Annotated in this window: 26 protein-coding genes and 1 pseudogene; 19 read left to right on the plus strand and 8 right to left on the minus strand. The window is 62.7% G+C overall.

Annotated elements, in window-relative coordinates; genetic code table 11:
- Positions 1-139 precede the first annotated feature (139 nt).
- From LL253_RS18525 to LL253_RS18590, 14 genes and pseudogenes are all read left to right on the plus strand, one after another.
- Entirely contained in the window at positions 140-844 is a 705-nt protein-coding gene (locus LL253_RS18525) for a class I SAM-dependent methyltransferase (protein WP_009823995.1), read from the plus strand.
- A complete protein-coding gene (locus tag LL253_RS18530; RefSeq protein ID WP_228223035.1) occupies positions 841-1,305 on the plus strand; it encodes a DUF411 domain-containing protein in 465 nt (154 codons plus the stop codon). Before LL253_RS18525 ends, LL253_RS18530 begins: the two co-directional genes overlap by 4 nt.
- A gap of 286 nt (positions 1,306-1,591) precedes the next feature.
- A complete protein-coding gene (locus LL253_RS18535; protein ID WP_009823996.1) occupies positions 1,592-2,944 on the plus strand; it encodes an APC family permease in 1,353 nt (450 codons plus the stop codon).
- A gap of 130 nt (positions 2,945-3,074) precedes the next feature.
- Positions 3,075-3,806 carry a glutaredoxin family protein gene (locus LL253_RS18540; RefSeq protein WP_009823997.1) on the plus strand — a complete coding sequence of 244 codons (732 nt, stop codon included), beginning with the start codon at positions 3,075-3,077 and terminating at the stop codon, positions 3,804-3,806.
- Positions 3,803-4,219: a potassium channel family protein gene (locus LL253_RS18545; RefSeq protein WP_008603934.1), complete on the plus strand. Its 417-nt coding sequence runs from the start codon at positions 3,803-3,805 to the stop codon at positions 4,217-4,219. Before LL253_RS18540 ends, LL253_RS18545 begins: the two co-directional genes overlap by 4 nt.
- Before the next feature lie 70 nt (positions 4,220-4,289).
- On the plus strand, positions 4,290-4,754 hold the full coding sequence (locus tag LL253_RS18550) for a DUF305 domain-containing protein (RefSeq protein ID WP_008603933.1): 465 nt from the start codon (positions 4,290-4,292) through the stop codon (positions 4,752-4,754).
- Complete coding sequence (locus tag LL253_RS18555; protein ID WP_009823998.1) at positions 4,751-5,239, plus strand: DUF6692 family protein; 489 nt, start codon at positions 4,751-4,753, stop codon at positions 5,237-5,239. Before LL253_RS18550 ends, LL253_RS18555 begins: the two co-directional genes overlap by 4 nt.
- Positions 5,240-5,347: 108 nt before the next feature.
- Positions 5,348-6,052, plus strand: a complete 705-nt coding sequence (locus LL253_RS18560) for an NAD(P)-dependent oxidoreductase (protein ID WP_009823999.1) — start codon at positions 5,348-5,350, stop codon at positions 6,050-6,052.
- A 120-nt stretch (positions 6,053-6,172) separates the two neighbouring features.
- Complete coding sequence (locus LL253_RS18565) at positions 6,173-6,529, plus strand: hypothetical protein (protein ID WP_144400834.1); 357 nt, start codon at positions 6,173-6,175, stop codon at positions 6,527-6,529.
- Positions 6,530-6,645: 116 nt separating this feature from the next.
- The gene (locus LL253_RS18570) at positions 6,646-7,881 is read left to right on the plus strand and encodes a TolC family protein (RefSeq protein ID WP_009824000.1); all 1,236 of its coding nucleotides are present in this window, start codon (positions 6,646-6,648) and stop codon (positions 7,879-7,881) included.
- Between the two features lie 8 nt (positions 7,882-7,889).
- A complete protein-coding gene (locus tag LL253_RS18575) occupies positions 7,890-9,386 on the plus strand; it encodes an efflux RND transporter periplasmic adaptor subunit (RefSeq protein ID WP_009824001.1) in 1,497 nt (498 codons plus the stop codon).
- A complete protein-coding gene (locus LL253_RS18580; RefSeq protein ID WP_009824002.1) occupies positions 9,383-12,550 on the plus strand; it encodes an efflux RND transporter permease subunit in 3,168 nt (1,055 codons plus the stop codon). Before LL253_RS18575 ends, LL253_RS18580 begins: the two co-directional genes overlap by 4 nt.
- Complete coding sequence (locus LL253_RS18585; RefSeq protein WP_228222244.1) at positions 12,529-12,915, plus strand: copper-binding protein; 387 nt, start codon at positions 12,529-12,531, stop codon at positions 12,913-12,915. The genes LL253_RS18580 and LL253_RS18585 overlap by 22 nt, the downstream gene beginning before the upstream one ends.
- Positions 12,916-13,090: 175 nt before the next feature.
- A pseudogene (locus LL253_RS18590) lies at positions 13,091-13,564 on the plus strand (multicopper oxidase domain-containing protein).
- On the opposite strand, the gene LL253_RS18595 reads toward LL253_RS18590, so the two are convergent.
- From LL253_RS18595 to LL253_RS18605, 3 genes are all read right to left on the minus strand, one after another.
- Positions 13,516-14,139, minus strand: a complete 624-nt coding sequence (locus LL253_RS18595) for a hypothetical protein (RefSeq protein ID WP_050763084.1) — start codon at positions 14,137-14,139, stop codon at positions 13,516-13,518. The pseudogene LL253_RS18590 and the gene LL253_RS18595 overlap by 49 nt on opposite strands.
- On the minus strand, positions 14,139-14,654 hold the full coding sequence (locus LL253_RS18600) for a hypothetical protein (RefSeq protein ID WP_009824005.1): 516 nt from the start codon (positions 14,652-14,654) through the stop codon (positions 14,139-14,141). The genes LL253_RS18595 and LL253_RS18600 overlap by 1 nt, the downstream gene beginning before the upstream one ends.
- Positions 14,655-14,805: 151 nt before the next feature.
- Positions 14,806-16,584 (minus strand): site-specific integrase, encoded by a 1,779-nt coding sequence (locus LL253_RS18605; protein ID WP_228222243.1) that lies wholly within the window; start codon positions 16,582-16,584, stop codon positions 14,806-14,808.
- Between the two features lie 180 nt (positions 16,585-16,764).
- Between LL253_RS18605 and LL253_RS18610 the strand changes: the two genes are divergently transcribed.
- The 5 genes from LL253_RS18610 to LL253_RS18630 all read left to right on the plus strand — a co-directional run bounded on the left by LL253_RS18610 (position 16,765) and on the right by LL253_RS18630 (position 20,536).
- Complete coding sequence (locus tag LL253_RS18610; RefSeq protein ID WP_083784943.1) at positions 16,765-17,778, plus strand: universal stress protein; 1,014 nt, start codon at positions 16,765-16,767, stop codon at positions 17,776-17,778.
- A gap of 2 nt (positions 17,779-17,780) precedes the next feature.
- Positions 17,781-18,320 carry a hypothetical protein gene (locus tag LL253_RS18615; protein ID WP_009824010.1) on the plus strand — a complete coding sequence of 180 codons (540 nt, stop codon included), beginning with the start codon at positions 17,781-17,783 and terminating at the stop codon, positions 18,318-18,320.
- 55 nt (positions 18,321-18,375) lie between these two features.
- Positions 18,376-19,401, plus strand: coding sequence for an IS110 family RNA-guided transposase (locus LL253_RS18620; protein ID WP_009824011.1), 1,026 nt, complete (start codon positions 18,376-18,378; stop codon positions 19,399-19,401).
- Positions 19,402-19,670: 269 nt separating this feature from the next.
- Positions 19,671-19,793 carry an HAD hydrolase family protein gene (locus LL253_RS18625; protein ID WP_009824012.1) on the plus strand — a complete coding sequence of 41 codons (123 nt, stop codon included), beginning with the start codon at positions 19,671-19,673 and terminating at the stop codon, positions 19,791-19,793.
- Positions 19,790-20,536 carry an HAD-IIB family hydrolase gene (locus LL253_RS18630; protein ID WP_228228112.1) on the plus strand — a complete coding sequence of 249 codons (747 nt, stop codon included), beginning with the start codon at positions 19,790-19,792 and terminating at the stop codon, positions 20,534-20,536. Before LL253_RS18625 ends, LL253_RS18630 begins: the two co-directional genes overlap by 4 nt.
- Positions 20,537-20,682: 146 nt before the next feature.
- Here the strand turns inward: LL253_RS18630 and LL253_RS18635 are convergent, their stop codons facing one another.
- From LL253_RS18635 to LL253_RS18655, 5 genes are read right to left on the minus strand one after another with little or no spacing between them, the layout of a single operon-like run.
- Positions 20,683-21,123 (minus strand): four-helix bundle copper-binding protein, encoded by a 441-nt coding sequence (locus tag LL253_RS18635; protein WP_228222242.1) that lies wholly within the window; start codon positions 21,121-21,123, stop codon positions 20,683-20,685.
- A 14-nt stretch (positions 21,124-21,137) separates the two neighbouring features.
- Positions 21,138-21,581, minus strand: coding sequence for a DUF1622 domain-containing protein (locus LL253_RS18640; protein ID WP_007683337.1), 444 nt, complete (start codon positions 21,579-21,581; stop codon positions 21,138-21,140).
- Positions 21,568-22,290, minus strand: coding sequence for a hypothetical protein (locus tag LL253_RS18645; protein ID WP_007406380.1), 723 nt, complete (start codon positions 22,288-22,290; stop codon positions 21,568-21,570). The genes LL253_RS18640 and LL253_RS18645 overlap by 14 nt, the downstream gene beginning before the upstream one ends.
- Positions 22,287-23,015, minus strand: a complete 729-nt coding sequence (locus tag LL253_RS18650) for a hypothetical protein (protein ID WP_007406424.1) — start codon at positions 23,013-23,015, stop codon at positions 22,287-22,289. Before LL253_RS18650 ends, LL253_RS18645 begins: the two co-directional genes overlap by 4 nt.
- A complete protein-coding gene (locus LL253_RS18655) occupies positions 23,015-24,925 on the minus strand; it encodes a 2Fe-2S iron-sulfur cluster-binding protein (protein WP_013039106.1) in 1,911 nt (636 codons plus the stop codon). Before LL253_RS18655 ends, LL253_RS18650 begins: the two co-directional genes overlap by 1 nt.
- Positions 24,926-24,934 lie beyond the last annotated feature (9 nt).

The raw sequence follows: 24,934 nt of genomic DNA on the forward strand, positions 1-24,934 counted from the left end.
TGAGACCGTATACGTTGACGCAGACTGATCAGATCACCTCAAAATCATGCTTGCAAACGGGGCGGGCCATACGTTTTGAGGGAATGTCCACCACCATACGTAATCGAGACGGGTCTGTCAGAATCGGGTCGAACCCGGGATGAATGGAAACCAACTCGTGAGCAATATCACCGCACCTGAAGATCACGGCGAATTTACGCCTCTTCTTGGCAAGAGCTTTCTGACGCCGCTTTACGACCGGGCGATCGGTCTGTTCACCCGCGAACATCTCTGGCGCCAAAGGATTGTCGAAGAGCTGCACCTTGTCCCCGGCGACCGGGTGATCGATGTTGGCAGCGGAACCGGCACTCTTCTCAAGGCCTTGATGACGGATTGTCCGGAAGCGGGTCTGATCGGTGTCGAACCCGACCCGGATGCGCTCGCGCTTGCGCGGCGCAAGTTTGGCGCGGGAGCCGATCTCGTGAAATGGCACAATGGCTTTCTCGAAAGCCTCAAGCTACCCGCAGGGTGGCAGCCGAACAAGATCGTCAGCAGCCTCGTCCTGCACCAGGTCCCCTTGCGCAAGAAGCAGACAATCCCGGAAACCATCGAAAGCTTGCTCGTGCCAGGCGGAACCGTGTTGATCTCCGATTATATGAAGCAGGATAGCCCACTCATGCGGAGCCTCTTCCGGGCGACCGTCCAGTCTCTTGACGGCATAAGCGACACGCAGCCCAGCGCCGACGGCGAAGTCGAAAAACTGTTCGCCGAAATCTTCACCGAGCCATGCCTGCTCCAACGGTTCCCGACGGCAACCGGGACGATCTCGCTATGGCGCGGATACAAGAAAGGAATTGCACAATGAATTTGAAAAAGCCTTCGCTGCTCCGGCGATCGATTAGCGGCGCGGCCTTGCTCGTGCTGGCAGCCTGTTCGAACGTGGCTCAGGCAGCGACCTATACGATGTTCCGGGATCCAGGATGTGGGTGCTGTCTCAACTGGGCAGGCCATGTCGAAGACGGGATGAACACGAAGGTGGCATCGGTCGACAGCAACGACATGGCGGCGATCAAGACCGCGCGGGGCGTACCCCAAGAGTTATGGTCATGCCATACGATGGAGGTCGATGGATACATCATCGAAGGTCACGTGCCTGCAGAAGCCGTCGCCAAGCTTTTGCGCGAACGGCTCGCCGGCGTTGCCGGCCTCGCGGTTCCGGGAATGCCTCTGGGATCGCCCGGCATGGAGGCCGGAAACCGGATCCAGCCTTACGACGTCATCGCCTTTGGCCCAACCGGACAGAGCGTCTTCGCGTCCTTTCCGTAAGGGGGTGAAGCCACTCCATGCGTCGGCATGAAAGGTTGCAGGCGATGAGGACTAATTGCGGGAAGCGACACAGAAGCCTGTCGAACTTCTCGCCGGGTCCGGGCTGGCTGCCCCCACAGTCCCGGACCCTTCCAATTTGTATGATTGCAGCACGCACGAAATAGGAGAAATGCGATAGTCAAAAGCTCGGTCAGAAATGCTGGATCTTTTTAAGGGGTGAACCTCTGCCCAACGTACTGCTTGTCGTGATGCTTCTCGGACGGGATGACATAGACAGGGGAAAGACTTGCAGACAGATGGCGACGATCAACATAGCGAGAATGCGGGCTCGATAACGTTGCTGGGCGGTGTCGCGATGGGGACCGGCGTCATGATTGGCGCAGGTATCTTCGCACTGACCGGCCAGATTGCCGAACTGGCTGGACCGTTATTTCCGCTTTCTTTCATAGTCGGCGCGCTGGTTACCTCGCTTGCCGCCTACAGCTACATCAAGATGTCGAACCGCTGGCCCTCCTCTGGCGGCATCGCGATGATCCTTCAGAAGGCTTACGGACCGGGCGTCGTTGCAGCATCGGCATCGCTCCTGATGGCGCTGTCGATGGTCATCAACGAAAGCCTGGTCGCTCGGACCTTCGCGACCTATGCCTTGCGGCCCTTTGGGCTCGAAAGCAGCGGCATTCTGGTCTCCGTCGCGGCACTGGCCCTCATCGTTTTCGCCTATTTCGTGAATGCTGCCGGCAACAAATCGGTCAGCGGGTTTTCGCTCATTATGTCGGCAATCAAGATCGGCGGCATCGCCCTGTTCGCAATTGCGGCGATCTGGGCCACCGGATTTTCAGGCGGTGCCTTCGCAGAGCCGGTCGCGCTTTCGGGCCTCGACGCGTTGCTCGCTTCGGTCGCTTTCTCGATCCTCGCTTTCAAGGGTTTCACCACCATCACCAACAGCGGCGGCGAAATCATCGATCCGCATCGGAATGTCGGCAGAACCATTATCATTTCGATCGCAGTATGCGTGGTCGTCTACCTTCTCGTCGCGGTGGCGGTCGGCGCCAGCCTCAGCACTTCAGAAATAGCCGAGGCGCGCGATTACTCTCTTGCGGCAGCTGCGCGCCCCGCGCTCGGAGAGCTTGGCTTCTATTTCACAGTCGCAATCGCGATCGCAGCCACGACCTCGGGTGTCATCGCCAGTGTTTTCGCCGTTTCGCGAATGCTGACGATGCTGACCGAGATGAAGATGATCCCGCATAGCCATTTCGGCATGAGCGGACCGATCCGCAGTCACATGCTGGTCTATACCGTAGTGATTGCCGGCACGCTCGCGGTCCTGTTCGATCTGTCGCGGATCGCTTCGCTCGGAGCATTTTTCTATCTCGTAATGGACATGCTTGTGCATTGGGGCGTGCTGCGCGGTTTGCGGGAAGAGATCGGTGCGCGTGCCTGGGTGCTATGGTCGGCACTCGTGGCGGACAGCGTAGTCCTGACCGCTTTTGCCTTCGCCAAGCTCAAAACCGACCCTGCGGTCGTCGCCTATGCGGTCGCAGGCATTGCCGCCGTTTTCATCGCCGAATGGTTCTATTTGTCCAGGCGTTCGCAAGCGATGGACTCCGCTTCAGAAAGACCGGCGGAAGAGAGGCGGTGACCCCGTTAGTAGAACACGAGCGCAAAGGCAGCGACCAAAAGCCGACGAGGATCGAGGCGCCAAGTTCGCGGATCAAAAGAAATTCAAGACGGAGCATATCGTGACGACTAAAACTGCCACCGTTTACCGAATGGTCATGCCGGACCACGTTTGTCCGTATGGATTGAAAACGGTCGATTTGCTCAAACGCGAAGGTTTCGAGGTGGACGACCACCATTTGAAAACGCGCGAGGAGACCGATGCGTTCAAAGAGCAGCATGGGGTAGAAACCACCCCCCAAACCTTCATCGGCGGGAAGCGCATCGGAGGTTACGACGATGTCCGTGAGCATGTCGGCAAGAAAAGAACGCAAGCCGGTGATGACGAGACCAGCTACCAGCCCGTCATTGCCATTTTCGGCGTCGCTTTCCTCCTGGGTCTGGCAATTAGCTGGTACGTTTTCGACACGATTTTCACGGTGGAAGCGGTCGAATGGTTTGTCAGCCTATCGATGGCCTTGCTCGCGATCCAGAAGTTGCAGGACGTGCGCAGCTTCTCGACCATGTTCCTCAACTACGATCTGCTGGCGCGACGCTGGGTACGATATGGATTTCTATATCCGTTCGGTGAGGGTTTGGCTGGAATATTAATGGTCGCGCACGCGCTTCCGATCGTCTCGGTTCCGGTATCGCTGTTCATAGGGACGGTCGGCGCGGTCAGCGTGTTCAAGGCGGTCTACATCGACAAGCGCGAGTTGAAATGCGCTTGCGTCGGCGGAAGCAGCAACGTGCCGCTCGGCTTCGTATCGTTGACCGAGAACCTGTTCATGATCGGTATGGGTCTTTGGATGGGTGCCAAGGCCCTGGGTTGGGTCTCGCTATGATTTGGGCACTGCTTCTCGGTTTCGCGCTGTTCGCGATCTCTCTCTACTTCCACATGTTGATGCTGCGCGGGGCGAAAGCCGTTTCTCCGCCAGGCAAGGACCCACGCCATTTCCGGCTGCTTGCAGGCTCCAGCCTCGTTCTTCTCAGCCATCTGGTCATCGCCGGCATATTCGCGGGCGGAATGTATCTCGCTTCCGTCTGGGGCCTTGGCGGGCTCGAGAAGGACGTCATCAACAGCTGGATGGATTATTACTACTTCGCGCTGATCACGATCTCGACGGTCGGTCTCGGCGATATTCTGCCCGCCGGGCACATGCGCGCCATTTCCGGCATCGCCGCCCTTACCGGGTTCCTGATGATCAGTTGCACCGCCCAATATGTCTATCAAACCATGAGCGAAAAGGAGAATTGATATGGCTGAAGCTAGGCACGATGCACACGAAAAAGGTGGAGGGGGCGGCAACTACTGGCGGTTCATGGCAATGGTATCGACCTCGACCGTGATCATGTTCTTCCTGATGTATGCCAACAGCTTCGACATGGACGACGTTTTCTGGAGCGAGACGCGCTTCTGGATGATGTTCGTCATGGGCGCGATGATGATGGTGGTCATGCTTCTCTTCATGTGGGGCATGTACAAGGACCGGACCAAGAACTTCATCATCTTGGGTGTCGGAGCCGTCGTCTTCGCGCTCGCGCTATGGCTCGTACGCAGCCAGACCACGGTGGACGATACGGAATACATGGCCGCGATGATCCCGCACCACTCGATCGCGATCATGACTAGCGAGAGGGCGAGCCTGAAGGATCCGCGGGTTCGCGAACTCGCGCAGGCCATCATCGTCGCGCAGCGGCGCGAGATCGCCGAGATGAAATATCTCATCCAGGACATCGAGGAAAACGGTCCGCGCACCGAAGAACGCCTGCCCGAGGAGATGCAGCAATGAACAAGATCGCAATCCTGACGCTTGCAGCCCTCCCTCTGGCGGCCTGCAACACCAATACCGCGGTCGGCAATGATCGCGAAGCACAGCTCGATCCCCCGGCAACTGCGGCGCCGATAGAGAGTGCTGCGAGCGCTCTTGCCAACCTCAGCCCGGGCCTCATGCTGCCCGAGACCATGAGCGACGCGGACCTCGCCACGCTGGGAGCCGAGAACACGTGTCAGTTTCGCCTGACTGAGGTCGCGTTTCCGTCGTTCGTCTACGACAACAGCGGTGGCGGCGCGATCAAGATCAACGGCAAGCTGATCCCTGTCACAGCAAGCGCCTCGGGTGAGTATGCGAATGGTGAGCTTCGTATCCGCACGCGCCTTCTCGATGACGAAGGAGACGCGGGCCTGCAGATGCAGGAACTCATCGTCGCCGGACCTCGGATGAAGGACGAGTTCGGGTTCTGGGGGTACACGACCTGCGGCAACAGCGAGGCGTGAACACGAGCGAGCGGGCGCCAGCGTGCGTTGGCGCCCGCTCCATGATCACGACGGGCCCGGCACGCGCGGCCAGATTCATAATGAGGTACGACAGTGGCAGCAGAGCCTGTGACCGATGCAGCACCCATTGCGGTCTTCGGTGCCGGAGGAAAGACCGGTACGGAAATACTGCGCCATGCGGTTCGCAAGGGCATCGCGGTTCGAGCGTTCGAGCACACCTTGCCCGAACCATCGGACCGGGTCGATAACGTCGAGTACTTCCAATGCGATGTACTCAATGACGACTTCAGCAGCGAGCTCGAAGGTTGCCGTGCTGTTATTTCCGCACTCGGTATAGGGTTTAGTCCATCGACGGCGATCGATCCGCCTCCGCTTTACACGGAGGGAACCCGCAGGCTGGTGGAAGCGATGTCGGCAACCGGCATTTCCCGGATCGTCGTGATATCGGCAGCGTTCGTAGAGGCGCAGTCCAGCGTTCCTGCATGGTTCGAGCTCACAGCAAGACCAGCCTTGCACAAAATTCTCGCACAGATGCGCGCAATGGAAGATCTTCTGGAGCGCGCGAAAGGCCTGGAATGGACGGCTGCGCGACCGGGCTGGCTCCTGGACGAACCCTATACCGGTGAAGCCGTCATTTCCGACGAGCGCCTTGCCGAAGGTTGCTTTCGCTGCCGGCACGCGGATCTTGCGGCAGCGATGCTCGAATTCGTCTGCGAGAACACCTGGGTCAACGCCAAGCCCGCAATAGCCCGCCCAGAAGAAGACCGCTTCGAAAGCATGACAGCGCTGAAAGCCGAACTGGGAATCGACTGAGGAGGAGGCGGCATGTTCGAGACACGTACGGCGACAATCGGGAGGGGTCACGATAATTTTGAGACTCTCCGCAGGCTGCATGACCTTGTCTTAAAAGCGGCAAAGCTCTAGGTGAGTGTGATGCGAGCCTTGCGTACCCTAGGACTGTTATTGATCGCCTGCGGGCTATTCGTCCAGTCGGCCGCGCATGCTTCTGCTCTTCCTCAGGTCGTCGACGCAGGCGATCCGGCCTGCGCAGAGATGGAAACGATGGCGGGCGCGACTTCCACGGAAGATGACGGCAGCGCACCTTGCAAGAACCTTCGGCTGGATTGTCTGGTGGCGCTCGGGTGCATTGCGCCGCTCGCTCCCGGCGCTGATGCGACCCTTTCCGAAGACTTACCGGCGCAGGCTGCTCAATTCAGCGGTTTGATCTCCAATTCGCTCGCCGCCCCAAGGCTGGGGCCAGAACCGCCACCTCCGCAATTTCCGGCATGACCCGCGTGCAGGCTTAAGCCTGCGCGCTCCTGCCTCTGGATGAACGGCCTGCGCTCGACGCGGGCCGGTGATCCGGAACGCGTGCCTGACGCGCTCCTTTTGCGGAATGAACAATCATGAAACGAGTATGCTGGACCGCGCTTCCGGTCCTGCTGGCCATTGCGCCGGCAAGTAATGCCCAGTCGGTGGGCTATGAAGAAGCTTTGCGAGCAGCGGCTAGCGACCAGCCGCAGGTTCGAACAAGCGAGCTGCGACTGGACGCCCGGCGCGAGATCGCCGACGCTGCCGATGAACTGCCTGACCCGCGCCTTCGCGCGGGCATCCAGAACCTGCCGGTAAGCGGGCCGGCCGCGTTTGATCTGGGTCGCCAGCTTCCCACGCAGATCCAAGTCGGAATCGAACAGGAGATTCCCAATCTCGCAAAGCGCAGGGCCCGGTCTGGAATGGCGGACGCCGACATCGACTTTGCCGCAGCACAGTTGATTCAAACCCGTTACAGGGTGTGCGTCAGCGCAGGAAAGGCATGGATCTCGTTGGCTTACGCCCAACGGGCTCTGACCGTGGCCGACGATGCGCTTGCTGAAATCGGGGGGCTCGTGCCACTCGCGCGCAGTTCTGTAGCCGCCGGTTCGGCCAGACCCGCCGAAAGTCTCGAAATACGCCGTGCCGTGCTCGAGGTCGAAGATATGCGGACCAAGATTGAAGCCGACCGAGAGGCCGCGCAAGCCATGCTGTCGCGCTATACCGCTCTGACGAACGCTATCGCGACCGGAACCACGCCTTCGCCCGATCTCGATCCCGAAGGTTTGCGGGCAAGTTTGCAAAGCAATCCGGAACTTGTCGTGGCGCTTGCGCAGGTTCGTCAAGCGGAAGCGCGAAGTGATCTTGCCCGATCGGAAAGGCGTCCGGATTTCGGCGTCAATGTGAGCTATGGAAGGCGCGATCCCGACTTTGGCGATGTCGTCTCGGTGATGGGTTCGATCACGCTCCCGATTTTCGCCGACCGGCGCCAAAACCCGCGTGTAGCCGCCGCCGACGCCGAGGCGGCGGCGGCGCAGTCGGCCAGAGCAGACCGGCTCCGTGAACTCGAAGCCCAGTTCGAGACCGATCTCGCCGCATGGCGCAGCGCTTATCGACAATGGCAGCGCGCGACGGACGAACTGCTCCCTCTTGCCGAAAGCCGCGTGGACCTCGAACGCGCGAGCTTTGCCGCAGGCCGCGCGGATCTGCTCGACATCATCGACGCCATCAAAACGCTCGCCATGCTGCGGGTGGAAATTCTGCAACGCGAAGAGGCGTCCGTCGAGGCCGCCGCGAACCTGCGACTGACTTATGGGGAGTATGGCCGATGAGACCCGCAATGGGAGCCGCGTGGGACAGGCTGTCGCCGCGCCAGAAATCCTGGATGATGGCAGGCACGGTCGCGCTCATCAGTCTTGCCGCCGGCTATGGTCTCTCGCAGCTCGGCGAAGGCCAGGGTGGTGCAAGCGACGCGGGCGGCAGTGCGACCGAATGCGAGGAGGTCCTTTACTGGTACGACCCGATGGTGCCGGGGCAGCACTTCGACGAGCCGGGCAAGTCGCCCTTCATGGATATGCAGCTGGTGCCCAAGTGCGCGGGCGAGGAGGCCACTGCAGGCGTCAGGATAGATCCCGGCCTGGTGCAGAATTTCGGCATCCGCACCACTGAAGCCGAGTACGGCGTCCTCGAGCCGGAAATAACCGTCACAGGCGTTCTGGCCTACAATGAACGCGACGTCGCGATCGTCCAGCCACGTGCCGGAGGCTATGTACAAAGAACCTACGGCCGCGCGCCCGACGATGTCGTTGGACGGGGCGCGCCGCTCGCGGATATCCTGGTTCCCGAATGGGGCGGAGCGCAGCAGGAGTATCTGGCCGTCCTGAACAGCGGTGATGAAGAACTTGCGCAGGCCATGCGCGAACGCATGCGCCTTTTGGGCATGCCTCCAGGCCTGATCTCATCGGTAGGGCGCAATGGACGTCCGCAGTCCACGATCACCGTTACCGCGCCGATTGGAGGTGCCATCACATCGCTCGGCGTGCGTCCGGGAATGACAGTCATGGCCGGACAGACGCTCGCCGAGATAACCGGTTTCTCACCGATCTGGCTCGAAGCCGCGGTGCCTGAAAGGCAGGCGGCGACTGTCCGCGTCGGGCAACCTGTCAGCGCGACGCTGACCGCATTCCCCGAGGAACGCTTCTCCGGGCCCATCATCGCTATCCTGCCGAGCGCGCAGGATGCAAGCCGTACGATCACCGTTCGTGCGCAACTGCCCAATGCATCCGGGCGCCTCAAGCCGGGCATGTTCGCACAGGTCTCGCTGACCCCGGACACACGCCGCGCGCTGCTGGTACCGTCCGAAGCGGTTATCAGGACCGGACGTCGAACCATCGTGATGGTGAAGCAGGACGAGGGCGGTTTCATGCCCGCCGAGGTCCGGATCGGCCGCGAAGCGGGTGGAAGGACCGAAGTGCTGGCCGGTCTGTCGGCAGGCGACCAGGTCGTGACATCGGGTCAGTTCCTGCTCGATTCCGAAGCAAGCCTCACCGGACTGGACGTCCGTCCGATAGATCAGGCAGATGACGCTTCCACCGGCGGCGAGGACGCACCAGCGACCTTCGGTGCCACCGGCACGATCCAGTCGATCGCCAATGGTTCGGTGACGCTGCGGCATGGTCCTGTGCCCCGGCTCGATTGGCCCGCGATGACCATGACCTTCCGCACGAAGAGCGCGGCGCAAATGCGCGGGCTCGAGACGGGAGACAGGGTGCGCTTCACCTTCACCCAGCAGGATGCCGGCCCCCGGATCGAGTCTATCACGAGGGCCGGACAATGATTGCTCGGATAATCGATGCCTCGATCGCCAACCGCCTGTTTATCGTTCTCGCCGCCGTCGCGGTAACGCTGGCCGGTTTCTGGGCGGTGCGCACGACGCCGGTCGACGCGTTGCCCGATCTGTCCGATGTGCAGGTTGTGGTCCGGTCAAACTATCCGGGTCAGGCCCCCCGGATCGTCGAGGAACAGGTCACCTATCCCCTGGCAACGACCATGCTCTCGGTGCCGGGGGCGAAAACCGTCCGTGGCTATTCGATGTTCGGTGACAGCTATGTCTATATCATCTTCGAGGACGGTACCGACCTCTACTGGGCACGCTCGCGCGTGCTCGAATATCTCAACCAGGTGCAGAACCGCCTGCCCGATGGCGTCACGAGCACGCTTGGGCCCGATGCAACCGGTGTGGGGTGGATCTACGAATATGCGCTCGTCGACCGGACCGGCGGGCACGACCTTGCCGGACTGCGCAGCCTGCAGGACTGGTTCCTGCGCTACGAGCTCAAGACGATTCCCGGCATTGCCGAGGTCGCCAGCGTCGGCGGAATGGTCAAGCAATACCAGGTCGTGCTGGAACCTTACCGGATGGCATCGCTCGGCGTGACTCACGCCGAGATCGTGAGCGCAATCCAGGCCGCCAACCAGGAAGCGGGCGGCTCGATCGTCGAGATGGGCGAAGCCGAATATATGGTGCGTGCCTCGGGCTATCTCGGCGACCTCGACGATTTCAGGGCGATCCCGCTGCGCGCGGTGAGCGGCGGCGTTCCGGTCACGCTGGGCGACGTAGCGACGATCCAGGTCGGCCCCGAACTGCGCCGAGGCATCGCCGAGCTCAATGGCGAAGGCGAGGTTGCCGGCGGCATCATCGTCCTGCGCCAGGGGGCGGATGCGCGAAGCGCAATACAGGCCGTGGAACTCAAACTCGATGAGTTGCAGGCAAGCCTTCCCGAAGGCGTCGAGATCGTCACGACCTACGACCGATCCCAGCTCATCGATGCGTCGATCGAGAACCTCACCACGAAGCTTATCGAAGAGTTTATTGTCGTGGCGCTCGTATGCGCACTGTTCCTCTGGCACGCGCGTTCGGCACTCGTCGCCATTATCACCCTGCCTTTGGGCGTGCTCGCAGCCTTCATCGTGATGCGCTTCCAGGGCGTCAATGCCAACATCATGTCGCTGGGTGGAATAGCCATCGCGATCGGTGCGATGGTAGATGCCGCCGTTGTGATGATCGAGAACGCGCACAAGCATCTCGAGCGATGGGAACACGAGAATCCCGATACCGTGCTCGCGGTGAAGGAACGCTGGCGGATCATCGCCGATGCATCGAAGGACGTGGGACCGGCGCTGTTCTTCAGCCTGCTGATCATTACGCTGTCGTTCCTACCGGTCTTTACCCTGCAGGCGCAGGAAGGGCGGTTATTTGCACCGCTTGCTTTCACCAAGACCTATGCGATGGCTGCCGCGGCCATTCTTTCGGTAACGCTGGTGCCGGTGATGATGGGTTGGCTGATCCGTGGGAAGATCCCTTCGGAAGATTCCAATTTTCTAAACCGCTGGCTGACGAAAATCTATCGTCCGGGGCTCGACTGGGTCATGCGGCGCCCCAAGGCAACGCTGGCGATCGCGGCGCTGATCTTTCTGACCACCGCGATCCCCTTCACCCGGCTTGGCGGCGAGTTCCTCCCGCCGCTCGATGAAGGCGATTTGCTTTATATGCCGAGTGCATTGCCCGGCCTTTCCCCCGGCGAGGCGTCGGCGCTGCTGCAGCGCACCGATCGCCTGATCAAGTCGGTCCCGGAAGTGGAAACGGTGTTCGGTAAAGCGGGGCGCGCCGATACGGCGACGGATCCGGCTCCCCTGACGATGTTCGAAACGACGATCCGCTTCAAGCCCCGCGAAGAATGGCGCGAGGGAATGACGCCCGATCTGCTGGTCGAGGAACTCGACCGGGTCGTCCAGGTGCCGGGCCTCGCCAATGTCTGGGTGCCGCCGATCCGCAACCGGATCGACATGCTCGCGACCGGAATCAAGAGCCCGATCGGGGTCAAGGTGTCAGGCGACGATCTCGATCAACTGGAACGCGTTGCACTCGATGTGGAGCGTATCGCCAAGACCGTGCCTGGCGTGAGTTCCGCGCTGGCCGAGCGGCTGTCGGGCGGTCGCTATGTCGATGTCGATATCGACCGGATGGCGGCCGCGCGATACGGACTCAACATTGCCGACATCCAGCAGATCGTCTCTGGTGCAATAGGCGGCGCCAATGTCGCACGGACCGTCGAGGGGCTGGCGCGCTATCCGATCAATGTGCGCTATCCCCGCGAAATCAGAGACAGCGTCGATGAACTCAGGGCCCTGCCGGTTCTGACGCCGTCCGGCCAACAGATTACGCTCGGCACTGTCGCCCGTATCGCCGTCAGCGACGGTCCGCCGATGCTCAAGAGCGAGCAGGGTCGTCTGACCAGCTACATCTATGTCGATGTCCGGGGCCGCGATCTTACTTCGGTGGTCGCCGATCTTCAGGAGGCCGTCGCCGCGGGCGTCGATCTGCCTGCCGGCGTCAGTCTGTCCTATGCGGGCCAATTCGAATATCTGACGCGCGGCTATGAGCGACTAAAGATCGTGGTTCCCGCGACGCTCGCGATCATCTTCCTGTTGCTTTATCTCATTTTCCGACGCTGGGACGAAGCCTTGCTGATCATGGGCACGCTGCCCTTTGCGCTGACGGGCGGATACTGGTTGCTCTATCTGATGGGCTACAACCAGTCGGTGGCGACTGCGGTAGGCTTCATCGCGCTCGCCGGCGTCTCCGCCGAATTCGGCGTCGTGATGCTGATCTACCTGAAAGCCGCACTGGAACGGCGACAAGCTGACCTGAGCGCCGAAGAAGTGGACGAGGCCATCCGGGAGGGCGCGCTCCTGCGCGTGCGGCCCAAGGCGATGACCGTCGCAGTCATCCTTGCCGGTCTCTTTCCGATCCTGATCGGCACCGGCGCGGGCTCGGAAGTCATGAGCCGCATCGCCGCGCCGATGGTCGGCGGCATGATTACCGCGCCGCTCCTGTCCATGTTCCTGCTTCCCGCCGCTTATCTGTTGTTGCGGCGCCCCCGTCCGGAAAAATCGGCCAATTCTCAAGGAGAAGAAGAATGCGTACCCCAACCTACATGATCCTGCTCGCGGCACCGCTGGCGCTTGCAGCCTGCGACGCTGCAGACGACAGCTCAGAGACCATGATGTCTGACGACATGGCGAACTCGGACAGCATGCCCATGTCAGGCGAAATGCCGATGGCGGAAGAGACCGGCGGCGAGCAGAGCGCCAGCGCGGAGGGAACGGTAACAGCCATCGATTCCGAGGCGGGCACCGTGACCATCGAGCATGGTCCGGTCGAAAGTATCGGATGGCCCGCGATGACCATGGCCTTCGAAGCCGACGAACCAATCCTCGAACAGGTCAGTGTCGGTGAGGGGATAGCCTTTGAATTTCGTACTGGAACCGAAGGCAGCGTCGTTACCTCGGTAACGCCGCGATAGGACGGTGGGTGGGAGGCGCTCGGTTGCGCCGGTGCCTCCCACGCGAAAACAGGTGAATATGCCAGGTATCGACAGGCCCAACTTTCAGGATCGCCGCGACTTCATGAAAAGCGCCGGCCTCGCGGCGACGGGTTTCGCGGCGCTGCCGCTGCTGGGTTGCGACACGCAAGGCAAGATGTCGCTCGATCGATCAGGCGCAAGCAGTCCCCTTGCTATTCCTCCGCTACAAGCAGGAACGATCGAACGGGGCGAGCGTGTCTTTCGCCTGTCCCTGACACCGGGCGAGAAAGAATTCGTGCCCGGCACTCCGTCTCCGACGATCGGTATCGACGCATCCTATCTCGGCCCGACCCTCGAAATGCGCCGCGGCGAACAGGTTCGCTTTCACATCGACAACAAGCTTGCCGAAGATGCGACCGTCCACTGGCATGGTTTCGAACTTCCCGCCACAGCGGATGGCGGGCCGCACCAGCTCATACGGCCCGGTGAGCGCTGAAGCCCGTCCTTCGAACTACGCCAGCGCGCTTCGTTATACTGGTATCATTCGCATCTGCATCGCCGGGCCGGACCACAGGTCTATGCCGGACTTGCTGCCCCGATCTACGTGCGCGACGAGGAAGAGGATCGCCTCGATCTGCCGAGCCGGTAGCGGCCTTCCTCACCGTTGATGAGGGGCATGACGAACGTCGAGAAGCCCGAGCCGGGTCGCACCGTCCGCACCGGGCAGATCAGATGGCAGTGGGGCACACCATGCCCCCAATGCCTTCCGGGCACATGCAGAACGGCAACAGCCGCCACCTCGAGCTGGAGAGCAAGCAGGAGTCCGAAGCCTCGCGACAGCTCCCAGACCTCGTGCAGGCGCATCTCGGAAGGTATGCTGTCTGCCTCCGGAAATTTCAAGGTCATCACGGCTGCAAGGTGCTTGATGGCTCCATCGTCGTTGATGTGAAAGGCCTCGCACATTCGCTGGGGATCGCGAAATTCATCGGGCGCCCCCCGCGGCAGCAGGACATCCCACCGCTCCGCTGTCGGATCGTTCCACTTCGTGCCGACAGCCGGCCTGTCGGTCGGATAGAGGCGCCGACCAATCACATCCTCCAGCCTGCGACGCGGCTGAGATTGACCAGCATCGGCGCCGACCACCCCATAGGAGATGTTCTGCTCCTCGCCGGTGATCGGATCGTAATCGAGGCCTGGCGGTGCGTTGTGCTTCCTGACCGGCATCACAGCACCTCCGTTCCGCGCGTGGCCTTGATGATCTCCTTGGCCGCGCGGCACACGCCGTCGCAGCGCTCCTGCCAGGTGACGAAATCTGGCTCCGCCTCGATATGCAGACCATCAGCGGCCATTCGGACGTGGGCGCCCTTGCGGGACGGCACGAGCCAATGGTCGCCATTCCCCGAATAAAGAATGAGATCGGGGAGCATGATCGTCTGATCGCCGCTCCAGATCACCGCATCCCACAGCACCGGATCCAGAACCTCCGGATGGAGGCCGTGCCGCGCCAGGAGGACGTCGCAGCCCGTTTTCATTGCCGCACGCTCCATCGCCTCGCGGAAGAGCGGATAGGTACAGGGAGTGGCGGCGAGGATCAGTCCAGCCTGGCTGAGGCGGATGGATCCGGCAGGTAGGCCATAAGCGACGGCGCGGCCCATCGGGTGCGGCAGGATTTTCAGAGTGTGGCGCAGGACGCTGGAGGACGTGCGCGAGCCTTCATAGTGCGGTTCGGTATAGTTCATCAGGGAAAACCCTCTTGCTGGAGAGGAGCCGATCCGTTTGATCGGCTCCTAGGCTTCCCTTCGATTTTCATCTCTTCAGGAAGTCGCAGCTTCCCGCTTGTTCATTTGCTCCACTTGTGAGCGGCGAACGCCTGTTCGCCGCGCATCTTCGTCAGGCGGCCTCCCGCCGAGCCACCGGCGCGGGGAAGTAGGGCAGCTCGAGCTTGGCCACCTCACGAGCGAGGCGAGTGAGCGGTGCGCCATCGCCGTATTTGCTGCCGATATCGGGCCTCCAGTGCCCGGTCAGCTGGTCATGGATCTCCTTCGAGATCCCGGCGTCCCGGCACTCGTCCTTGAACTTGTGGCGGAAGCTGTGGAACACGTAGTTGCGTTCATCGATGCCGATCCGGTCGAGATAGCGGTTGGTACGCCGGCTGAGATTGTGCGTCAGCTTCTCGTTGGAATTGAGCTTCACGTCCCGAAACACCCGCTGGTCCGGCTGGCGACCCCGCCGCGCCCACTCCAGGAAGCCGAGCTCGATCAGCTTCGGGTGCAAGGGCACCCGGCGCCTCGAGCTGTCGGTCTTCAGCTCCTGATCATCCCCCAGGTTATCCAGCCAGAGATAGTGGATGCCCTTCTCGGTCCTCACGTCGCTGACAAGGAGCTGGCCGAGCTCCTCGATCCTGGCTCCGGTGGCAGCCGCCAGCAGGAACACCCAGTAGAGATCGTCCGCATAGACCTCCTCGCCCGGCAGGCAGCGCCGGAAATCCGCCTCGCCCGCGCAGCCTGTGAACATGGGCGAGGCGAAGATCTTGTGCATGTGCGCGTCCGTGAACGGTCGACGCTCCGTCTGGGCGACCACCCGCCCGCGCTTCTCCCCGATCATGCGGATGCGAGCCATCGGGTTTCCGTCCAGATCATATTCTTCCAGGACAGAGGAGATGATCGCCGAAAGGCCGCCGACATACTTCTTGATCGATGCCGGCGAGAGCGCGGGACGGTCCTCGCGTCCGACCCGGTCGAAATGGACGTAGAGATCGTGAAAGGAGAGCCTGCGCTCATCCTTGGTGAGGTACGCCGGGATCGCCATGTGAGCGTCGCGGAAAATCCGGCCATGCCGCGCGGTGACGGCCGTCAGAGGCATGTCGCCGAACAGATCGTGAAACCGATTCACGGCCACCAGATACTCGCCTGCAGTCTGGCTGCTGGGGCCCTGGAACTCCTTCCACAGCTCATAGGCGTCCCGCATGGTGCCGCAGGCCGGCGGCGGCGCTGCCGCCAGCTGGGCAGCCCAGGTGGCCGGCACGACGCTGGTGGGATTCTTGTGAACCTCGGGCTTCAGGAGCTCGGCTAGCAAGGCTTCTGCGAGGAGACGCGATTCGCGGCGGCCGGGCTGCTTGTCGGGCAAACCGGCAAACTCGCGCACTTCGGGAAGGATGATGCTCGCCCGGCTGTAATCTCCGCGTTCGAACTCCTGCCGCAACGCCTCGATCGGATCGGGGAAGGGCATCGCCCGGGCGTCCGCGACCGTCCCGTCGGGGCCGAACTCCACGTCGTCAGCCAGTTGGTTCTGTTTGGCGGTCTGCTCGATCTCGATGTGGCCCGCGACGAAGGCGAGCGCAAAGGCCGCGCGGTCGGACGCCTTCCTGACCGAAGCAGCATCGCGCCGATTCCCGAGCAGGAACTCGGCCGCGATGTCCGCTGCTCGCTCGGCCGTCATCGGCGCGGCGTCCGGCCCGAGGGCGGCGAGGGCGACCTTCTTTCGGGCCTGCCACTTGGCATCTTCGGCCGCGAACAGCTGCTTTGCGGCTTCATAGTCGCGAACGCCGAGCGACTGTTTCCACTCGGACTTGCCGCCGAACTGGCTGCGCAGGGCTTCGGGGATCTCTCGGCGCAGGTAATAGACGCCGTTTTGGTGAACGTAGAGTCCTGGGGTTTTTGTCTTTTTCATACCGTCTCGCTGTACAAGTCTACTGTACAAGCAGCGGTAAAAAAGGGCTGAATCCTGAGATTCCGCGCGCTTCAAGCGTTCTGGTGACCCCTACGGGAGGGGACGCCAGGCCGAAATGCCGGTTGTTCCCGCTGTCCTAGCCGCCACGAATTCGATGGAGATCCAAGGCAAGAGGAGCATTTGATATCAGCCGCTTCAGCATTTCCAGCTCTGGCGCAGGCGTCCCCCCGACCGCAGTCCGGGATTGTCGCCTGTATCGATTGCTCCGATCATGATGCGTGGATCTACTCACACGCTCGTGCGCTCGCGACAACGCTCGACGTCCCTATTACCCTGCTACAAGTACTTGACGGCGAGGGCTCGACGCGCTCTCGTCCAGACCCGATTGAATGTAACCTCCGGCGGCGCGAAGCCCTGCGCGCCCTCGATCGATGCGCCGCCGCGACCAGCGCACCTCCAACCAAAACCTCCATCGAATTGGCCGAAGGCCAAACCGCGGAGGAAATTTGCCGCTTTGTCCGAGAGTGCGACGACGGCATGGTCGTACTGGGAAGACGAGGCAGGCAAGAGGCCGGTCGCCCGGGCATGGGGGCAACCGTGCACAAGGTGCTCATGCAGACGCCAGCCCCGGTCCTGCTCGTACCGGTAGAGGCCCCGCTTCCGGCAGCGCCCTACAGAAGGGTTGTGGTGCCGCTTGACGGCTCTCGTTGGGCTGAGAGCGTGCTGCCCCTAGCTGTGCGTCTTGCGAAGGCCTCGGAAGCGGAACTCCTGCTCGTCCATGTCGTCCCTACGCCCGAGATGATCGAGGCACGGCCCCTGGAAGTCGAGGACAAGAAGCTTCAACAAGCCCTTATAGAGCGAAATGAGCAAGCAGCACGCAGCTACCTGGATCGAACGAAATCCAACCTCTCGGCGTCCGGTCTACGAATGCGTACGATTTCGATCCGTGGCGAGGATGTACGCGAGGTGCTGTGCGATCTTATTCAGCGCGAGAGGGCCGATATTGCCGTCCTGCCCGCGCGCGGCCACAGCCATCGGCATGTTTCCGACGTACCCTATGGAACGGTCGCCTCCTACCTGATGACGCATTGCAATGTACCAATGCTCGTAACGCCTGCGACAATCCGCTCGGGAAAAGCGCAGATCGCCGTAGGGCATAATTGCCTCCGGCTACCCCTCGCCGCCCAAGCCTGATCATGGCCGATATTGAGGGGACCGACCCTATTTCGGGGGCGGCCGACGAGACCGCCACACGCCATCAGCTGACAGGATTGATCGGTCGCTCAGCGCCTCTTCCCATCTGGGCGCATCTCGACGCCATGAAAGACTGGCTGGCTCGAGCCCGCCAGGCAGCCACGCAAGCCGACCAGCGCGGCAGCGCCGCAGCCGAATGGCTACTCGACAACGACTATCAGATCCAGCGCGCGATCCTGCAAATTGGTGAGGGTCTTCCGAAGGCTTTCTACGCGAAACTTCCCGGTCTTGCTGAAGACGGCCTCAGGCGACCACGCGCCCATCAAGTCGCGCAGTCTCTGCTTCTGGCGTCTCACCTGCAAGTCTCACTGTCCTCGGCTGTCGAATTCGTCGTTCGATATCAGAATAAGATGCCGCTCAGCATAGCTGAAACCTGGGCGATTCCTACGATGCTACGTATCGTTTGTCTTGAAATGATCGTTACGGGTTTCACCCAACTTTTTCCTCAAGTCGCTCCCCCTTTATGGATGGCCCGCCCCTAAACCGAACCGCTATCATCTCGTAGCAGCGGGAGGGATTTAGGAAGGAGCGACGGTCATGGACGTATCGGTTCTTGGAGTAGATCTGGGCAAGAACAGCTGCAGCGTGGTTGGTCTGGATGCAACCGGGAAGGTCGTCGTCCGCCGGCGAATGCGGCGCGAGACGGTCATCGCATATGCAGGCACTCTGCCGCCGTGCGTCGTGGCCATGGAGGCCTGCTGCGGTGCGCATCACATGGGCCGTGCGCTGGAGCGGCAGGGGCATACCATTCGCTTGATGTCACCTGAGTATGTCCGCCCCTACGTCAAGGCCCAGAAGAATGACGACCGCGATGCCGAGGCGATCGCGGAAGCTGCGACACGGCCGACTATGCGATTTGTCGAGCTGAAGTCCGAAGAACAGCTGGACATGCAGACGCTGCATCGCATTCGTGATCAGCTCGTCGGTGAACGCACTTCGCTAATGAACCAGATTCGGAGCCTGCTTCTGGAACGTGGCCACATCGTACCCCAAGGCCGTGCAAAGCTCGCCGTCCGGCTTGCCGAGTTGCTTGACGCAGACGAGCCAGTGCTTGGCTGCCGCATCCACCGGCTTGTAAGTGATATGCGGCAGCGCTGGACCGCACTCGACGAGCGGATCGGCGATCTCGATGCCGAGTTCACCCAAGCGGCGCAGGAGGACGAGCGCACGCGGCGCCTGCTGACCATACCCGGCATCGGGGCGCTTAATGCGACCGCGCTTGTGGCCGCAGTTGGCGATGCCCGCACTTTCGGGCGTGGCCGTGATCTTGCCGCGTGGCTGGGCTTGGTACCACGACAAGCGACAACGGGGGGCAAGCCGCGACTGCTGGGAATCAGCAAGCGCGGTAGCCGTTATCTTCGCAAGATCCTTATCCAGGGAGCGCGTTCGTCGTTACCAACGATGAGCAAGAGTGACACACGCCTTGGCGCCTGGCTGCGCGGTCTGCTTGCGCGCTCCCACGCCAACACCGTCGTGGTCGCCCTGGCTGCCAAGATGGCACGTATAGTCTGGGCGCTGCTCCGCCACGAGCGCACCTTCAATCCGGTTGCGCAAGCGGCCTGAATGAGTTCGGTCGATGCACCTCGCACCGACTGGATGACGTCTGCGGGAGGTAAGTGACAGATGGCCTGACAGTCGACCGGTGTCTTGGAACCCTATGGCGCAAAATGGCACTCGATGCCGGCCCCTTTATGAGGACCAGGACGCGCGGATCTCCATCTTGGCCAACGATCTCGCATCGAAAGGCCGGATACGTTTTCGCAGACTGCTCAGTACATCCAACACAAACCGCTTGCCGACGGGGCGGGCCATACGTTGCACTAACGAACGCCATGGGCAAGGCGCCTGAGGAGATCCGTAGCGCAGCGCATTACATTTCAACCAGCAACGACAAAGATGGCATCGCCGATGCCATCGACGCATTTCTGCTGCCGCTTGTGGGAGGATCATCATGAAGCGACTGGCCGCTTTCGACCTCGATGGAACGCTCGCGCTCAGCAAGCAGCCGCTCGACGATGAAATGGCGGATCTGCTTACCCGCCTGCTCGACGTGACGATGGTAGCGATCATCTCCGGAGGCGACTGGCCGCAATTCGAGAAACAGGTGGTGGCGCGCATGCCCGCCCGTGCGCGGCTCGACAATTTTATCATCCAGCCGACCACGGGCACCAAGCTATATCGTCACGCCGACGGCCAATGGACGCGTATCTATGCCGATCTGTTCACCGGCGACGAAAGCCAGCGCATCCGCGAAGCACTGACCAAGGCGGTCGAGCAGGCGGGCTATGCAAACGAGAACATCTGGGGCGAGCAGATCGAGGATCGCGGCAGCCAGATCACATTCTCCGCGCTCGGTCAGCAGGCGCCGCTCGAGGCCAAGGACACGTGGGATCCCGATCACGCCAAGCGCAAGAAATTGCAGGCCCTGCTCCAGCCGTTGCTGCCAGGCTTTGCCATCAATATCGGCGGGGCGACATCGATCGACATCACCCGCGAAGGGATAGACAAGGCCTATGGCCTTAAGCGCCTTTCCGAGCAGACCGGCGTCGCACTCGACGAGATGATCTTCTTCGGTGACGCGATCTTCCCGGGCGGAAATGATTATCCGGCCAAGCATCTCGGGCTGGATACCGTGCGAGTCCGCGACGTTGCCGAAACCAAGTCGGTGGTTGGCGCGATCGCTGCCTGGCTGGTCTAGAAGCGCTACCGCCGATCCTTAACCAGTCCCGCTTTCGCACCCATACGACCCAGCTTCGCAGCGGTCCCACATTGTAGAGCCGACGGATCGCTTCAATGGTGCTGGAGCTGCTTGACCTCACTACGCCTGGGCGCGTTCGAGGAAACTCAGCTCGCCATGTCCGCCATCATCCGACAGCTGGCGGCGCAGTCCTTGCAGGTAGCCGAGCAACGCTTCATCCGCTCGTCCACGACGTGGCTCAGGCATTCCCGCGCACATCGTTCGCAGGCGTCAGCGCAGGCGCGACACAGGATGGTATGGAGCGGGGATTCGCGCAGCATCGAGTTGGCGGTCGCCTGGCACAGTTCCGCACAGTCGTTCAGCATGGCGATCAGCGACGCCGTGGCTGACGCGCCGCCTTGCTTCGTCAGCCAGGCGGCGGTTTCCAGGCACATGCGGTGAGACGCCACGCAATCGTCGATGCAGTCCGTCATCGACATCGCCATCCCTTCCATTCGATGCTGCTGCCCCGCCGCCGGCGCAGCCAGCGTTCCGGCGGCGGCAAGGCCGGCGCCCGCCATCAGCAATTCGCGTCTCTCGATCATCATGCACCCTCCATCGGCTATCCCTTGCGCGGTGTGCCGCATCCGGCGGCCTCAGCCGTCGCCGGCGACCCATCCGACGCCGCACGCGCCTTCTCCCGCGCCATCCGGGTTTCCTCCCAGGGCCAGTGACCGTTGATCTCGACCCCGAGCGAGATGCTCAGGAAGGTCCGCACCAGCACAAGCCCGGCCAGCACGATGAGATCGTCGAGCGTCGGGTTGATCACCAGCGACTTGACGATGTCGCCGGCGACCAGAAATTCCAGGCCGAGCAGGATGCTGCGGCCGAGCGCCGAGCGGAACGTGCTATAGGCCTCGGTTCGGTCGCCCGCCCTCGCCCGCCGCGCAAACAGAAAGGTTGCGAGCCCCGCGCCGACCAGGATGGTCAGCGTGCCCGCCAGTTCCAGGCCGATCACGGCGAGCCGGAAGAAGGCGCTCAGCCAGTCGGCCTCAATGGTGATCATACCAGCCTCGCTTGCGGATATTGTTGAAGCTGTCGGTGGCGTGACAGGCATAGCATTGGTCGACGCGCGCCTTCGATCCGGCTGCGCGCTGCGAGACCATGCTGAAATGCTCCATGAAGTGACTGGGCGGCGCCTTGTGGCACTCGGCGCACTGCGTCGAATTGACCGATGGATGGCGGTAATTGGCGATCTTCCAGCTGTCGGTCTTGTGGCAGCTCGCGCAGTCGGTGCCGAACAGGCCCTGGTGCGGATCGCGGAACGCATGGCAGCTCGCGCAATTGAGCGCGGTCTCGGGGGTCAGGCTTCTAGTGTTTGTCGACATGCCCGCCAAAGGCTGCCGCCACTTCGCCATGTCGAGCAACGCGGCGTGATCCATGCGGATGATGCCGCGCTCTCCCTCATGTTCGACGTGGCAGGAGGTGCACTGCGTCGCTTTCGCGTGGAACTGCGTCGACTGCTTCGTCCCGAAATCGGTGCCCGCATGGCAGGTGAGACAGGTCCGGGTTTCGACGCCCTTGCCCGGCGTGTGGCAGGCCGTGCATTGGCCGGCAAAGGACTGGTGCGCGCTCGAGAGCGGGCCGGGCGAGACGAGCTGCGCCACCAGGCCGGCATCCCTCGGCGCGTCCGATCGCATCCGGATCGCGACCGCGGCGACCATCACCAGCAGGGCTGCGATGAAGACGGCGTAGGAAAGACGCTGCCAGCTCATAGCCAGCGCAGCCCGTAATAGATCGCCGCGCCGACGTGGAGCGCGAGCAGCGCGAAGATGAGACAGCCCAGCAGGATGTGCAGGAACCGCCACCGCGCGAACAGGGTGTTGGTTGCCTCTTCGGCACGGATCGCGAATTCGGTATCGGCCAGCGCTGCGGCGATCCCCGCCTTGTCCTGGGGGCGCTGGCCCGCGGACGCATCCCCGGCGACGAACAGATAGCGCTTCCAGCCCGACAGCGGCGGGGCTGCGGTATCGGCCTGCGTCGGCGCCGCCGGCTCCTCGAGGAAGGCGGCGCGAAGCGAGGCCAGTTCTGACCTGCGTCCGCGCAGCGCCCGACCAAGCTGGGCAAGCAGGTAGCGGCCGATGAAGCCGGTGATGACCGTCATCAGCAGGAGGACGGTCAGAAGCAGGCCGACCGGGCTTTCGAGCTTGTGCGCGGCGTGGACCAGACCCAGGATCGGCGCCAGCACGCCGGCATAGATGTGGATGGCGAGCAGGGTTGGCTTGCTGACGACCCGGGAGAGCGCCTTGTCGACCCAGGCGATGTGCTTGGCCGCGACATAAGGAAGCGTCAGCAGCATCAGCACGAGCGCTGCGATCCCGATGATCCCGCCGGCCAGGCTACCCGGAAAGCGGGGCGACACATGCACGAGATAGCCGAACGGGAACAGCAGCAGGAACGCGACCAGCAGGCCCACGGCAATGTCGCTGCGTTCGCGCATCAGGCTTCGACCACGAGCGGCGTGCCCGTCCCCTTCGCCTGGCACGCGAGCACATAGCCTTGCGCCTTGTCGGCGGGCGCAAGGCCGGATTCGACCTCCATCGTCACTTCGCCCTGCAGCAGCTTGACCACGCAGGCGCCGCATGTGCCCGCACGGCATGCATAGGGGATCTCGACGCCCGCGCCCTCGGCCGCCTCCAGCACGGTCTCGTCCGCGGGCAAGGCCGCCGACACCCCCGACACGGAGAAGGTCACCGTGCTCGGCGCCACCTCGGCGCTCGGGGCCGGCTTATCCGCTGGCGGGGGCGCGGGCTTGACCTCGAGATCCTCGTGGTCGGCCGGCAGCGAGGCCGGACCGAACGCCTCGGTGTGCAGCTGCGCGTCGGGGACGCCGAGTTCCGCCAGCACGCCGCGCATCGCGCCCATCATCGCCGGCGGGCCGCACATATGGATGCGCCGGCTCGCGATCTCCGGCACCGCGGCCAGGATCATCTCGCGCGTGATCGGCCCTTCGGGGCCCATCCAGACGGTGCCGGGCGCGCGCTGCATCGCGGCGACGACATGGAGGTTGGGAAAACGGCGTTCGAGCCGCTCGAGCTCGTCGCGGAACACGAATTCCTCGGTCGACCGTGCGCCGTAGAAGAAGAAGATATCACCCTTCCACGCGGTGTCGGTGAGATAGCGCAGCACCGACATCATCGGGGTGATGCCGACCCCGCCCGCGATCAGCACGATGCTCTGGGCATCCGTTCCCGTGAAGGTGAAGGCGCCGAACGGTCCGCTGACCTTCAGCAGATCGTCGGCGACGACCTTGTCGTGCAGGTATCGCGAGACCACGCCCTGCTCCTCGCGCTTGACCGTCAGTTCGACATAGGCCCGCTGGGTCGGCGAAGAGGCGATCGTGTAGGAACGGCGCGCGGTCTTGCCCGCTTCGGGCTCTACCTCGACCTGCAGGAACTGGCCCGGCAGGAAGTCGAACGGCAGCCGGTCGGCGGTCGGGTCCGCGAGCCGGAAGGTCAGCACGCTCGGCGTCTCTCGCACGATCTGGACCACGCGCAGCTGCCCCGCCCAGCTTTTGGGCTTGCGCAGCGACGCCCCAGCGGGTGCGGCCGCATTGCTCGGCGCGAGCCCGGCGCTGTCGGCAACGGGTGCAGGCGCGGGCGCAACCCTGGTAGCGGGAGGGGCAGCCTTCGGCTCCGGCTTTGCTGGAACCTTGGCGGTGGCGACACCGCCGGCGATCGCCCCGATCCGCCGCAGGCGGAAGATCTGCAGCGCGATAAGCGTGGCGCTCACCAGCCCCAGGAACAGCATGAGAAGGAGGTGCGAGGGCGAGATGCCGAACCAGTGATCGGCATGGCCGGGCGCGGCCTGGTCGATGTCGAGCTGATCGCGCAGCCAGGCAAGCCCGACCTCCCGGGGCGGCTGCAAGCCCCCGATCGCGCCCTGCGCGGCGGTGCCGGAGCGGAACAGGTCGGTTCCCTCGCGCAGGCGCCGCGCCGCATCGAGCCGGGCCGAGACCGTGGTCGCACGCGCGCCGTCGGCCGAGGCGGCGTTGATCATCGCCAGACCCGTGCTTACCCGTTCGCCGGCCTGCGCAGCGACCCGCTGCCTTGCCGCTTCGTCAAGCGCGGGAAAGGCGAGCAGCTGCGAGATGAAGCCGGTCCGGCGCGATTCGTGGCCGTGCTCATTCTCCCCTTCCCCATTGATCATGCGATCCATCATGGGGTTCATCATCTTCGCCATGTCCGACGACCCCGGCTCTGCCGGTGCGGACATGCCCCCGCCGGCCGGCATGCCTGCGCCATGATGCGCGGCATGATCCTCGCCCTCCTGCGCGCCCGCGCTCGCGGACAGGCTGAGAGCGATTGCGCAGCCGAGGCTCAAGCGTCGAAGGCTGATCCGCCTGGACATCCTCATCCC

The organism is Sphingobium soli, from assembly GCF_020782245.1.
Taxonomy (GTDB): domain Bacteria; phylum Pseudomonadota; class Alphaproteobacteria; order Sphingomonadales; family Sphingomonadaceae; genus Sphingobium; species Sphingobium soli.

Excerpts from the sequence above, each read along its gene's own strand:
- LL253_RS18620 (WP_009824011.1), top strand. The coding sequence starts at position 18,376 with ATGGACGTATCGGTTCTTGGAGTAGATCTGGGCAAGAACAGCTGCAGC.
- LL253_RS18645 (WP_007406380.1), bottom strand. The coding sequence starts at position 22,290 with ATGAGCTGGCAGCGTCTTTCCTACGCCGTCTTCATCGCAGCCCTGCTG.
- LL253_RS18575 (WP_009824001.1), top strand. The coding sequence starts at position 7,890 with ATGGGAGCCGCGTGGGACAGGCTGTCGCCGCGCCAGAAATCCTGGATG.
- LL253_RS18525 (WP_009823995.1), top strand. The coding sequence starts at position 140 with ATGAATGGAAACCAACTCGTGAGCAATATCACCGCACCTGAAGATCAC.
- LL253_RS18550 (WP_008603933.1), top strand. The coding sequence starts at position 4,290 with ATGGTATCGACCTCGACCGTGATCATGTTCTTCCTGATGTATGCCAAC.
- LL253_RS18600 (WP_009824005.1), bottom strand. The coding sequence starts at position 14,654 with ATGAACTATACCGAACCGCACTATGAAGGCTCGCGCACGTCCTCCAGC.
- LL253_RS18565 (WP_144400834.1), top strand. The coding sequence starts at position 6,173 with ATGCGAGCCTTGCGTACCCTAGGACTGTTATTGATCGCCTGCGGGCTA.
- LL253_RS18605 (WP_228222243.1), bottom strand. The coding sequence starts at position 16,584 with ATGAAAAAGACAAAAACCCCAGGACTCTACGTTCACCAAAACGGCGTC.
- LL253_RS18625 (WP_009824012.1), top strand. The coding sequence starts at position 19,671 with ATGGGCAAGGCGCCTGAGGAGATCCGTAGCGCAGCGCATTACATTTCA.
- LL253_RS18595 (WP_050763084.1), bottom strand. The coding sequence starts at position 14,139 with ATGCCGGTCAGGAAGCACAACGCACCGCCAGGCCTCGATTACGATCCG.
- LL253_RS18615 (WP_009824010.1), top strand. The coding sequence starts at position 17,781 with ATGGCCGATATTGAGGGGACCGACCCTATTTCGGGGGCGGCCGACGAG.
- LL253_RS18585 (WP_228222244.1), top strand. The coding sequence starts at position 12,529 with ATGCGTACCCCAACCTACATGATCCTGCTCGCGGCACCGCTGGCGCTT.
- LL253_RS18640 (WP_007683337.1), bottom strand. The coding sequence starts at position 21,581 with ATGATCACCATTGAGGCCGACTGGCTGAGCGCCTTCTTCCGGCTCGCC.
- LL253_RS18635 (WP_228222242.1), bottom strand. The coding sequence starts at position 21,123 with ATGATGATCGAGAGACGCGAATTGCTGATGGCGGGCGCCGGCCTTGCC.
- LL253_RS18580 (WP_009824002.1), top strand. The coding sequence starts at position 9,383 with ATGATTGCTCGGATAATCGATGCCTCGATCGCCAACCGCCTGTTTATC.
- LL253_RS18555 (WP_009823998.1), top strand. The coding sequence starts at position 4,751 with ATGAACAAGATCGCAATCCTGACGCTTGCAGCCCTCCCTCTGGCGGCC.
- LL253_RS18540 (WP_009823997.1), top strand. The coding sequence starts at position 3,075 with ATGGTCATGCCGGACCACGTTTGTCCGTATGGATTGAAAACGGTCGAT.
- LL253_RS18630 (WP_228228112.1), top strand. The coding sequence starts at position 19,790 with ATGAAGCGACTGGCCGCTTTCGACCTCGATGGAACGCTCGCGCTCAGC.
- LL253_RS18545 (WP_008603934.1), top strand. The coding sequence starts at position 3,803 with ATGATTTGGGCACTGCTTCTCGGTTTCGCGCTGTTCGCGATCTCTCTC.
- LL253_RS18530 (WP_228223035.1), top strand. The coding sequence starts at position 841 with ATGAATTTGAAAAAGCCTTCGCTGCTCCGGCGATCGATTAGCGGCGCG.
- LL253_RS18570 (WP_009824000.1), top strand. The coding sequence starts at position 6,646 with ATGAAACGAGTATGCTGGACCGCGCTTCCGGTCCTGCTGGCCATTGCG.
- LL253_RS18655 (WP_013039106.1), bottom strand. The coding sequence starts at position 24,925 with ATGTCCAGGCGGATCAGCCTTCGACGCTTGAGCCTCGGCTGCGCAATC.
- LL253_RS18650 (WP_007406424.1), bottom strand. The coding sequence starts at position 23,015 with ATGCGCGAACGCAGCGACATTGCCGTGGGCCTGCTGGTCGCGTTCCTG.